This window comes from Prodigiosinella aquatilis (assembly GCA_030388725.1).
Classification (GTDB): Bacteria; Pseudomonadota; Gammaproteobacteria; order Enterobacterales; family Enterobacteriaceae; genus Prodigiosinella; species Prodigiosinella aquatilis.
Window position 1 is genome coordinate 3,687,029 of record CP128857.1, and the last position, 10,991, is coordinate 3,698,019.

Genomic DNA, 10,991 nt, shown 5'->3' on the forward strand with positions numbered 1-10,991 from the left:
CCATAGCCTTTACACACCCACAAGACCAGTATGGTTATTCCCAAAGACAGTTCACAAATCAAGGTTTATTGACGAAAAGTGACAAAAAAAAAGTGATCGGAATCACCCATTTTGTTCCATCTAGAGGTATGCTGAAACTATCCAAGACGGACAAGGCAGAGAGGTAAGTTTTTATGACTATCAATATTACCAGTAAGCAAATGGATATTACCCCCGCAATACGTCAACATGTCGAAGACCGTCTCACGAAACTGGATAAATGGCAAACACAGTTAATTAACCCACATATTATCCTATCCAAAGAGCCACAAGGCTTTGTTGCCGATGCCACGATCAATACCCCCAATGGTCCCCTGGTCGCCAGTGCCAAACACGAAGATATGTATACTGCCATCAATGAGCTCATTGCCAAACTCGAACGCCAGCTGAATAAAGTACAGCATAAAAGCGAAGCGCGTCGTGCCGAGTCTTGTATAAAAGATGTCAATCTGCAGGTTTCTCCGGAGGAATAAAAGCAGGTTATATACTTTATTTCCACTAACGCGCCGTCAGGCGCGTTTTTTATTGACAGGATGAAAAGGCAGCAGTTACCTTACTAACCTCACAGCAAGGATTTTAATCATGAATCAAAAGTTGTTCTTCTTCGTATTTTTTTTTTCATTCTACCCGCCTGGGGGCAATTGTCGTGTGAGTGAAAATACGAAGACGAACAAAAAAGCCTCCTGAACTTAGGGGGCTTTTTTATATGGACAGCAAACAGGTAAACGCTCTATGACCGACAATCCGTTACTGATACTGCGCGATCGCATCAGCGCCCTAGATATGCAACTGCTTGAATTGTTAGCTCAAAGACGGGAGCTGGCACTGGAGGTAGCAAAAACTAAACAACATACTCACCGTCCCATCCGCGATAAGGAACGTGAACGCGACTTGCTTTCAGCCTTGATTGACGAAGGGAAAAAACATCATCTTGATGGCCACTATATTACTCGGCTGTTCCAGCTTATTATCGAAGACTCTGTTCTGACTCAGCAAGCCTTACTGCAACAACATTTGAATCGAACCACGTCACATTCAGCACGTATTGCTTTTTTAGGTCCGAAAGGTTCTTATTCGCATTTGGCAGCCCGACAGTATGCAGCCCGCCACTTCGACAATATTATTGAGTGCGGATGCCAAAAGTTTCACGACATTATCAACATAGTGGAAATCGGTCAGGCTGATTACGCTGTATTACCGATTGAAAATACCAGTTCAGGTTCTATCAATGATGTCTATGACCTACTGCAACACACAGGATTATCTATTGTTGGTGAACTAACCAATCCGATTGATCACTGTGTCCTAGTCGCCGTTGATACCCACCTTGATCAAATAGAAACGGTTTACAGCCATCCGCAACCCTTTCAACAATGCAGCAATTTTATTAATCGCTTCCCACACTGGAAAATCGAATACTGCGAAAGTACAGCCGCGGCAATGGCCAAAGTATCAGAACTGAAATCACCCAAGGTTGCCGCATTAGGTAGTGAGGCAGGAGGTACGCTTTACCAGTTACAAGTACTGGAACATAACCTGGCGAACCAGTCACAAAATATTACCCGCTTTATTATATTGGCTCGCAAACCTATCGAAGTTACCGAACAGGTACCAGCCAAAACAACACTTATCATGGCAACAGGTCAGCAATCCGGCGCTCTGGTGGAGGCATTACTTGTACTGCGTGAACACGGTATCGTAATGACAAAACTGGAGTCTCGACCCATTCACGGTAATCCATGGGAAGAGATGTTTTATATTGATGTTCAGGCCAATCTGCGCAGTAAAGAAATGCAAAACGCGCTCAAAGATCTGGCGATGATAACCCGGTCATTAAAAGTGCTCGGCTGCTATCCCAGTGAAAACATTGTACCAGTAGAGACTGATTGATAACCAAAAACGCCATACCCGGCTAAAGGGGAATGGCGGTAATATCATTAAAGACTAATCTTCTATTGCCGAATATCGTTAGCCTGGCGCAATAACACTTGGCTCTCTGATTGGAAACGGCGTGCATAATCACCAAACCAGTGTTCAACTTTTCTAAAACTACTGATAAAAGCAGCTTTATCTCCTTGCTCTAGCAATGCGATAGCCTCACCAAAGCGCAGATAATAGCGTTTGATCAATGCCAGATTATTTTCTGAAGACATTATGATATCTGCATACAACTGCGGATCCTGAGCAAACAGACGGCCTACCATTGCCAGTTCCAGGCGATAAATCGGTGAAGATAGAGCCAGTAATTGTTCCAATTGCACATTTTCTTCTGCCAAATGCACCCCATAAGCAAAAGTGGCGAAATGGCGTAGAGCCTGAATAAAGGCCATATTCTGATCGTGTTCAACGGCACTGATACGATGTAATCTCGCTCCCCATACCTGAATTTGCTCCAGCAACCACTGATAGGCTTCAGGTTGACGACCGTCACAATACACCACCACCTGTTTGGCCAGGCTACCACTGTCGGGTCCGAACATCGGATGCAATCCCAATACAGGACCCGAATGAGCCGCTAACATCGCCTGCAATGGACCATTTTTTACCGATGCCAGATCTACCAAGATGCAGTCATCAGGTAGTTTGGGAAGCAGGGCAATGACCTGTTCCGTTACATGAATAGGAACACTGACAATAACCATACCGGCATCGGATAATAACGCGTCAGCCTGCGGCCAGTCATCCTGTTCCAAAATCTTGACCTGGTAACCAGACAACGTCAGCATTTTGTCAAACAATCGCCCCATCTGCCCATGGCCACCAATAATCACCACAGAGCGGAGTTGAGGACATAGCGTTTTAAACCCTTTATCGTTTTCACTAGAATATGATTCCCGTATGACACGACGCAAAACATCCTCAATCAGATCAGGGGGAACACCTAACATCTCCGCTTCCTTTCGGCGTGAACTCAGCATCGCAGTTTCTCGTTCCGGAGCGTAAATCGGTAACCCATAGCGACTTTTCACTTCGCCAACATCCGCTACCAGTTGTAATCGGCGTGATAACAGCGTCAGCAGCGCTTTATCTACCTCATCAATCTGATCACGTAAAGCGGTCAGTTCAGCGACCATTTATTATTCTCCTAACCGATTTATGCCTACCGCATCAAGTTCCTGATGTAACGAACGTAACAATGTTTCCGTACTTTCCCAACTGATACAGGCATCAGTCACGGATACACCATAATGCATCTGCGAACGTGGCTGCTCGGATGACTGATTGCCTTCGTTAATATTGCTCTCTAGCATCAATCCTATGATAGAACGGCTGCCTGCCTTAATCTGCTCAATAATCGATTCCACCACCAACGGCTGCCGACGATAGTCCTTATTGGAATTACCGTGGCTACAATCTATCATCAGCGCCGGTTTCAGCCCTGCGTCCCGCATCTGTTTTTCACACTCAGCGACATCCTGTGCACTGTAATTAGGTCTTTTTCCGCCGCGTAAAATAACATGTCCATCAGCGTTGCCTTGTGTTTGCAGTAGGCATACCTGACCGCCCTGGTTAATACCGACAAAACGATGTGGCATTGAGGCTGCTTTCATTGCATTAATAGCAGTACCAAGACTACCATCCGTACCATTTTTAAAGCCGACCGGCATTGAGAGACCAGAAGCCATTTCCCGATGCGTCTGGGACTCAGTGGTCCTCGCGCCGATTGCAGACCAACTAAAGAGATCCCCCAAATATTGTGGGCTGTTCGGGTCCAGAGCTTCAGTCGCCAACGGCAATCCCATGTGAACCAATTCAAGTAACAGACCACGGGCAATATGCAATCCAGCTTCTACATCAAACGACCCATCCATGTAAGGATCATTGATTAATCCTTTCCAACCAACAGTGGTACGCGGTTTTTCAAAATAGACACGCATAACGATATACAGCCGATCACTCAATTCAGTTGAAAGCGTTTTTAAACGACGCGCATAATCCAGAGCAGCATCCGTATCATGGATTGAACAAGGACCACAAACGATCAACTGTCGATCATCACGGCCATGAATAATATTCGCAATGGTGCTACGTGACTGCGCAATAGCTTGCTGTTCTCGATCATTCAGTGGGAACTTGGCTTTTAATTCATCAGGCGTGATTAACACCTGTTCATCACTGATATTGATATTATTGAGCGAATCTTTTTGCATATTCATGATCCTGTTGATTCCTGTCTATGAGGGACACTAGCGCCCATATCGCGTTATGGATGACACCATAACATACAGCGTAAATTTTTCAATCCATATCCGTAAAGAAAAAATTACCATCTATAAAACCAGATAGAGATCACTAAATTTACATCAACCCTCACTTCCAGCCAACACAGCTCTATCCCTTTGTTGGGAAATGATAGAATCAATACATAAGGGGGAAATAATGTTAAAAGTAATAATTATTGATGATGAAAAACCAGCCCGCGAAGAGCTGGGGCTACTCCTGGCGAATGAATCGGATATCACTATTATCGCCGAATGCAACAATGCGCTGGAAGCCATACCGACGATAAATCGTCTTCAACCGGATGTGATATTTCTCGATATCCAAATGCCAAAAATCAACGGATTGGAAATGGTGGCCATGCTTGATCCAGACACTATGCCATATGTGGTGTTTGTCACAGCGTATGATGAATATGCCATACGTGCTTTCGAAGAGCATGCCTTCGACTATCTACTCAAGCCTCTTGATGCTCAACGGTTATCAAAGACGCTAAATAGATTACGGAGAGGTACAAGTGTAAACAAAAATGTACAATTAATTACCGAACCCTACTTACGCCATATTCCTTGTTATGGGCACAACCGTATTTTTTTATTGAAAATTGAAGAGGTGGAATATTTAAGCTCAGCACTCAGCGGTGTACATGTCGTAGGTGTGACACAATCAGGTTATACCCAGCTGTCATTGAAAACGCTGGAAGAAAAGACACCGTTTATTCGCTGCCATCGGCAATATATGGTCAATACTGAGTTATTGAAGGAAATACAGTTACTGGATAACGGCTCTGCGGAGGTCATTACCAACACCGGTAAGCAGATACCAGTGAGTCGACGATATTTAAAATTATTGAAAGAAAAACTGGGTATCACCTGAATGTTGTTTTTAGTGAAGAACTCGCCTCTAGCATACGCATCTGACAAAAAGGTTAATTGTTTTCACCAAGATCAGTAATAACCTTTGACCATCAAATTTATCACCAACGCTGGCAAAAACTTACTGGAATATTGTGACGTTTATCACGAAAATAGCGGGACATAAATTTCGGGTCAACCTCGTCGGTCAACAAAAAACGAATAGTTCTACCCGCTCAGAGATATTTAGATGGATGTCATTGGAATCATCATGTCGTCGGGGAAATCCTCCGTTGATGTCGCGCTCTATACGCTGCTGCCGATCATGGTCGTAATGCTGGTCATCATGCAGTTTCTGGAATCAAAAGGGATAGTGGATGCACTCGTCAGGTGGATGGCCCCCATCCTCAAACCCTTTGGACTAGCCGGCATGAGCACCTTTGCACTGATTCAGCTCAACTTTGTCAGCTTTGCCGCACCACTGGCAACCTTATCAATTATGGAAAAACGAGGCATCTCCGATCGCCATATGGCGGCAACACTGGCCATGGTATTCGCCATGGGACAGGGCAACGTATTTTATCCTCTTATCCCGTTTGGCCTGAACTGGGCTGCGGCCATCGTGATTTCAATCATTGGTGGCCTGGCTGCTGCAGCTATCACCTATCATGTTCTTGGACGTAGACTGTCTGCGGCGGAAAGCAGCCGCTCCGATGAGGTTTCTGCCGAGGAACCTGGCCGTAAAGGGATTATCGGTATCATCAATAGCGCGGGGGCAGACGCCATCAGGTTGGCGCTCGGATCGGTGCCGATGCTAATTTTATCAATGACGATTGTCGGCATTCTGGAATCGGCTGGCGCGGTGACTGCACTTGAACACTTTTTCTCGCCGCTACTTGCTTCGGTCAATATTTCCCCTGTTTTCGTGATGCCAACACTGGTGAAATGTCTGGCGGGTGGCACCGCCTATTTTGGCGTAGTGTCAGACCTAATTCATCAAGGGAAAATAACCGCCAGCCAGATCAACGCCTCCACAGGTCTGCTGGTACAAACCTTTGATTTACCGGGAATTGGCATTTTTCTAGGCGTGGGCTCACGTTTCACCCGCTTATTCCGCTACTCTGCGCTGGGTGCCCTGTTTGGTATTCTGATTAGAACGTTGCTGCATTTGTTGATGTTTTAATTGAAGAAATTAATACTAAATTAATGTCGTTTCAGCATCTGTCATGGGTATTATCTGGAATTAATAGTAAAAAAAAAAGGGCATGCCAGTGAGGCACGTCCCTTTTCTATAACCGCTTTTCGGATGTTGCGAAAGCGCGCTCTTAGTTAAGACGCTTTTATAAAATACTATTGATTAGTATCAAATTTTAAATATAAACAAGTAGTTAAATGCGTATATAGTGCAACAAAATGCAACTAAGTGCATACTGTGTGGGCATTATGTGGACATATAAAACGCCAATGGATTAAGAACCACGGCATCCTCTAAATGGTCGGGTGCAAAGTGGGCGTATCGCATAGTTTCACGTATATTCGCGTGTCCTAGAATCCGCTGTAACACCAAAATATTCCCCCCATTCATCATGAAATGAGATGCAAACGTATGCCTCAAAACGTGGGTCATCTGCCCGTCTGGTAACTCAATATCTGTTAACGCCAGCATTTTTTTGAATTCCTGATAGCATGGGTGAAACATTCGCCCTTGCAACGGCGAGAGCTCATCATAGAGCCATTGAGGTATAGGAACCGTTCTATTTTTGCCGCCTTTTGTTTTTGTAAACGTCAATTTGCAAGGGGACAATTGGGAACGGTTAAGGCGCTCGGCTTCGCTCCACCGCGCTCCGGTTGTCAGGCAGATTTTTACGATATAGGTTAGATAAACTTTCCCATATGAATCACAGGCAGTTAGCAGTTTGTGGATCTGTGGCTGGGTCAGCCAAGACATTTCCTTTTCTTTTTCTTTAAATACGCGAACTGCTTCCAGTGGGTTGGGTAAATTCCATTCACCTAACCGTTTTAGCTCATTGAATACCGCATCCAGATACTGTTGTTCTCGATTAACAGTTATAGGCTGAGCAATCCATTTTTTAGGGTTTGAATGATATCCGTTGTCGATTTCGCCCTTTAAACGGCGATCACGATAATGAGCCCAATCTTTGGCTGTTATGTGTGCAGCTACGGGATCGCCCAATCCTCGACATACAATAAATAATTTTGCGAGACGAGATCTGTTAGCAACCAGCGCTTGACCGTGAAGATTATGCCAGAGCTGAATTAACTCGCTGAGGCGTCGCCGATCTTCTTTCTCTCCCATCCAGGGCTTATTTTCTGCTTCGTTCAGGCAGTAATTTTCATAGGCGACAGCTTCGCCTTTGGTGGAAAACCGCTTACGGATGCGCCGCCCTTCCCGGCCCCCTATGCGAAAATCGGCTAACCATTCTCCAGATGTGGTTTTTTTACATGACATGGATTTAGTGTTCTTTTATTATTTTCTTTAAATACGTGTTATCACCACTAAAAGCCTTTTCATCGAATATCCTTATTTGTTCAGCGTTATAAAAACCTTTCCAACAGGTTTTACATCATCAATTGAGCAATCAAATTCAGTAGGACCACTAATTTTCAGTAAATTGCCCGGTATACGTGCGACGCGGTAAACATCAATATCACCATCAATATCCAACAGCCATTTCCCGTTGCTTATTGTGTCGGGAGACATATCTATTACCCATTGACCGTGAGCTGCATATATATATGCAGGAGAAACGGCTCCATCAGTCAGAGACTTATCACATATCCACATACCTCTTTCCTCCATTTTTCCATTTATGAGAGTGTATTGAGGTATTCTGTTGATGGAATCTACAGAATAGCTACTCGCAGACTTATTAACGTCGGTGATTGTCGTATCTGTTTTTTTTTCTGTGTATGTGTCAATAGTTGGCCCCTCTCCGGTGGCTAACCATCGCAAAGATACACCCGTGTCCAGCGCACATGTGATAACAATATCTCCTGGGAAATGCTCTCTACGTATCCATGTGCTAATAGTTCCTGACGACAAATCGAACAATTCCCCTAGCTCTTTTTGCATTTTAAAGCCGTAGGCATCCATCAATCTGGTAAGAACAGAGCGCCCTCCGGTATCCAGAATCCTCTCATAAAGAGATTTTCCACTCAGTAATGATCTTTTGCGTATTGCATTTGAAACCTCCCCATAAACCAACCATTCAAGACTTGATCCGGTTTCGAGGGAACACTGGATGATGTAGTTACCCGGCACGCTGCCGCGCACGGTCCAGTTGTGTAGGGTCGAGGCAGGTATGTCAAGGGTTCTAGCTAATTCCACGCTATTTTTTACCCCATATGCTGACCGCATTCTGGGTATAACAAGGTCAGGGGTGTTGAAATGCATAACCATAAAAAATCCCATTAAGAGACTTTACAAAATCCCATAAAGAGATTTATTATTGTCTCAATAGTTAAAAATGCACGCCAATGCACTAAACCGACAAACAACTGGAGATAATGATCTATGGCTCCTCAAATTGCAATCCCCTCAGGGCCGGACTTGATGACATATGAAGAGTTCGCCGTTAACTATGGATACAGCCTACGCACCGTTAAACAGATGGTTGAAGATGGCGACCTTCTTTTAATGCCGCGTAAAAAAGACGGTGCAGCGGCACGTATCAATATGGTGGCATTTCGTGGGCGTCTGCTAGCTCAAGGTATAAATTGCCGTTATATCCAACCCGCGTAACTTGATTATTTAAGTTAAAGGGATTTCTCTCTATGTTTGATTATCAAGTTTCCATACATCAGCACTTTGCAAATGCGTGCCACGCCTTCTCACTTCACCACAATCTGGCTGATCTGGCGGGCAGTGTCGGAATGAATGCGCAAATGCTGCGCAACAAATTAAACCCGGAACAGCCGCACAAGCTGACCTGTGAAGAATTGCTAACCATCACTGATGTGACCGAAGACGCCACACTGATTGATGGCCTACTGGCACAGCTCAAATGTATGCCCGCCGTTCCCATGAACGAAGCGAACGCCGAACGCATCACCACTTACGTGTTGCAGGCGACTGCGGCTATGGGTGCCGTAGCGGCAGAAAGCATATCTACCGAACGCATGAGCCAAACACGACGCCACGCATTTATCAGCAGTATTAACTCCGGTATCAAATATCTGTCGTTAGTTGGCTTATCGCTGCAAACACGCATCCAGGCAAACCCGGCGCTGGCGTCCACCGTAGACGCTATCAGCGGGATAGGCGCAAGTTTGAGCTGAATAACAACACCAGGGAAACCACGCGCCGGGCGTGGTGAAATATCCCGGCACTTACTGATGATGAGAATGATAAAGGGGGGAAAGATGGAAAACAGCGAAAAAAGCAATAACGCGGTTATTGATAGTTCTCGCCAAGCCCAGTCAAAAAACGGGGCACGGGTAACCCATGCACTGCAACATGATGGAAACGCCCAGTTTTTTGAAGGCGATTGCAGTATTTTTGTTGAAGTGCTGGGGACACTATCTGATACCGTTTTTATTCGGGTTGATCACATTGTGTCTGTTATTAACACCGGTAATGGGAGCGTAGTACACCTATCATCAGGTGAAAAAATTGAAGTGAAACATGATGCGGTTGCATTGATGTCACATATAAAAAACGTATACGAAAATATACGGAATCAGATACCTGAATACAGAAATTATTTACCTAAATTTCTTCTTTGCAGAATTAAAGATAAATACACCGATTCACATGAAGATGGTACTGAGAGATTAAATAACCGGGATGAGTCCCGGTTAAAAAATCAGAATATCTCCACAAAAGAGTCATAACGTGCGTCAGGGAATTTCTCTCTGATTTTCTCCAGCGCTTCCTGATGAAGGTCGCGGATATTCTTCGCGTTAGGATTTTTTTCTTGTGGATGCGGAATGGTATTAAGTTCGCGGATAAGACTATTAAGCAGAGATATTACTTTTTCATCATGTGACATACAGATTTCCTTTTGTGGTTGTTTTGGCAAAACGATCCTACCACAGACCACGCGCCGGGCGTGGTGAAACATCCCGGCACCTATTCGCAACTGCCTATTTGTGGGCTGTTACCAACAGGAGGGAACAATGCAAAAACCGATATCTGTTGCACCTTTTCTCTGGCGTCACCAGGTAGAGAAACCACTCCCCGCCGAGATCCGTCACGGGAAAGGTAAACAGGGGATCATTATCCGGCCTGATGGCCGTCGCTGGGCACCACCCAAAGGCACGTTCAAAGACTTATTCAGGAGGAATTCATGAATCAACATTACGCATTTACTGCCGGACACCTGAACACCATGCCAGGCAACTTACGCGCCCTGATTGGTAAACACTTTGCCGGTAGCCGCTGGCAGCAATCTTGTGATTTTTACAATCACCTGCCTGAACGTTACCGGGCAACAGTTGTTTTCCATGCCGGGCTTAATCAAAGCGTTGCGGTTTATCACCTTGAAGAAATGGAAACCAACGTTTGCGAACGGGTGATCGGCGCACTGGATGAATTACGCCGCGCCTTTGCTAAATACCGTAAACACGAAACTAGTAATACTACGTTTATTCAGCGTTTATCTATTAGCGAAAGAAAATCGTTATTTTTCCATGCTGGATTATCTGCCGAGGAATTTAATCAACCAATCTGGCGTATTGAAAGCGATAGCTGTGAATGGAAACCCGCGTTAATTCGCTCATTGCAGGAGCTGTTAAGCGCGTTCGAAGATTCACCCGCTATTTTGACCAGTATTAAACCCGAAATTTATACCTGTTAATTAACGCCCGGAAAAATCAGACGCTTCACCGCGTCGGGCATTCTTTTACCTGAAATAA

The 10,991-nt window shown here is 44.9% G+C and carries 14 protein-coding genes and 1 other annotated feature; of the genes, 9 read left to right on the plus strand and 5 right to left on the minus strand.

Annotated elements, in window-relative coordinates:
- Positions 1–173 precede the first annotated feature (173 nt).
- Together raiA and pheA are read left to right on the plus strand one after the other, a co-directional pair.
- Entirely contained in the window at positions 174–512 is a 339-nt protein-coding gene (gene raiA / locus PCO85_17155) for a ribosome-associated translation inhibitor RaiA (GenBank protein WJV52910.1), read from the plus strand.
- A gap of 108 nt (positions 513–620) precedes the next feature.
- Positions 621–746 (plus strand) — a sequence feature (Phe leader region).
- Between the two features lie 25 nt (positions 747–771).
- Positions 772–1,929: a bifunctional chorismate mutase/prephenate dehydratase gene (gene pheA / locus PCO85_17160; protein WJV52911.1), complete on the plus strand. Its 1,158-nt coding sequence runs from the start codon at positions 772–774 to the stop codon at positions 1,927–1,929.
- 62 nt (positions 1,930–1,991) lie between these two features.
- Here the strand turns inward: pheA and tyrA are convergent, their stop codons facing one another.
- Together tyrA and PCO85_17170 are read right to left on the minus strand one after the other, a co-directional pair.
- On the minus strand, positions 1,992–3,113 hold the full coding sequence (gene tyrA, locus PCO85_17165) for a bifunctional chorismate mutase/prephenate dehydrogenase (GenBank protein WJV52912.1): 1,122 nt from the start codon (positions 3,111–3,113) through the stop codon (positions 1,992–1,994).
- A 3-nt stretch (positions 3,114–3,116) separates the two neighbouring features.
- Complete coding sequence (locus PCO85_17170) at positions 3,117–4,190, minus strand: 3-deoxy-7-phosphoheptulonate synthase (protein WJV56122.1); 1,074 nt, start codon at positions 4,188–4,190, stop codon at positions 3,117–3,119.
- A gap of 229 nt (positions 4,191–4,419) precedes the next feature.
- Here PCO85_17170 and btsR point away from each other — a divergent pair, with 229 nt between their 5' ends.
- Both btsR and PCO85_17180 read left to right on the plus strand, forming a co-directional pair.
- Positions 4,420–5,136 carry a two-component system response regulator BtsR gene (btsR, locus tag PCO85_17175; protein ID WJV52913.1) on the plus strand — a complete coding sequence of 239 codons (717 nt, stop codon included), beginning with the start codon at positions 4,420–4,422 and terminating at the stop codon, positions 5,134–5,136.
- A gap of 228 nt (positions 5,137–5,364) precedes the next feature.
- Entirely contained in the window at positions 5,365–6,297 is a 933-nt protein-coding gene (locus PCO85_17180; protein WJV52914.1) for a nucleoside recognition domain-containing protein, read from the plus strand.
- A gap of 258 nt (positions 6,298–6,555) precedes the next feature.
- On the opposite strand, the gene PCO85_17185 is transcribed toward PCO85_17180, so the two are convergent.
- Positions 6,556–7,584 (minus strand): site-specific integrase, encoded by a 1,029-nt coding sequence (locus PCO85_17185; protein ID WJV52915.1) that lies wholly within the window; start codon positions 7,582–7,584, stop codon positions 6,556–6,558.
- Between the two features lie 72 nt (positions 7,585–7,656).
- Positions 7,657–8,535 (minus strand): phage repressor protein CI, encoded by an 879-nt coding sequence (locus PCO85_17190; GenBank protein ID WJV52916.1) that lies wholly within the window; start codon positions 8,533–8,535, stop codon positions 7,657–7,659.
- A gap of 114 nt (positions 8,536–8,649) precedes the next feature.
- Between PCO85_17190 and PCO85_17195 the strand changes: the two genes are divergently transcribed.
- The 3 genes from PCO85_17195 to PCO85_17205 all read left to right on the plus strand — a co-directional run bounded on the left by PCO85_17195 (position 8,650) and on the right by PCO85_17205 (position 9,968).
- Positions 8,650–8,877, plus strand: coding sequence for a hypothetical protein (locus tag PCO85_17195; protein WJV52917.1), 228 nt, complete (start codon positions 8,650–8,652; stop codon positions 8,875–8,877).
- A gap of 32 nt (positions 8,878–8,909) precedes the next feature.
- Positions 8,910–9,413 carry a phage regulatory CII family protein gene (locus tag PCO85_17200; GenBank protein WJV52918.1) on the plus strand — a complete coding sequence of 168 codons (504 nt, stop codon included), beginning with the start codon at positions 8,910–8,912 and terminating at the stop codon, positions 9,411–9,413.
- An 84-nt stretch (positions 9,414–9,497) separates the two neighbouring features.
- Positions 9,498–9,968: a hypothetical protein gene (locus PCO85_17205; protein WJV52919.1), complete on the plus strand. Its 471-nt coding sequence runs from the start codon at positions 9,498–9,500 to the stop codon at positions 9,966–9,968.
- Here PCO85_17205 and PCO85_17210 read toward each other — a convergent pair.
- The gene (locus tag PCO85_17210) at positions 9,941–10,126 is read right to left on the minus strand and encodes a hypothetical protein (GenBank protein WJV52920.1); all 186 of its coding nucleotides are present in this window, start codon (positions 10,124–10,126) and stop codon (positions 9,941–9,943) included. The two genes, PCO85_17205 and PCO85_17210, sit on opposite strands and share 28 nt — an antisense overlap.
- Before the next feature lie 127 nt (positions 10,127–10,253).
- Between PCO85_17210 and PCO85_17215 the strand changes: the two genes are divergently transcribed.
- Positions 10,254–10,427 carry a hypothetical protein gene (locus PCO85_17215; GenBank protein WJV52921.1) on the plus strand — a complete coding sequence of 58 codons (174 nt, stop codon included), beginning with the start codon at positions 10,254–10,256 and terminating at the stop codon, positions 10,425–10,427.
- On the plus strand, positions 10,424–10,933 hold the full coding sequence (locus PCO85_17220) for a replication protein B (protein ID WJV52922.1): 510 nt from the start codon (positions 10,424–10,426) through the stop codon (positions 10,931–10,933). The genes PCO85_17215 and PCO85_17220 overlap by 4 nt, the downstream gene beginning before the upstream one ends.
- The last annotated feature ends 58 nt before the right edge of the window (positions 10,934–10,991 follow it).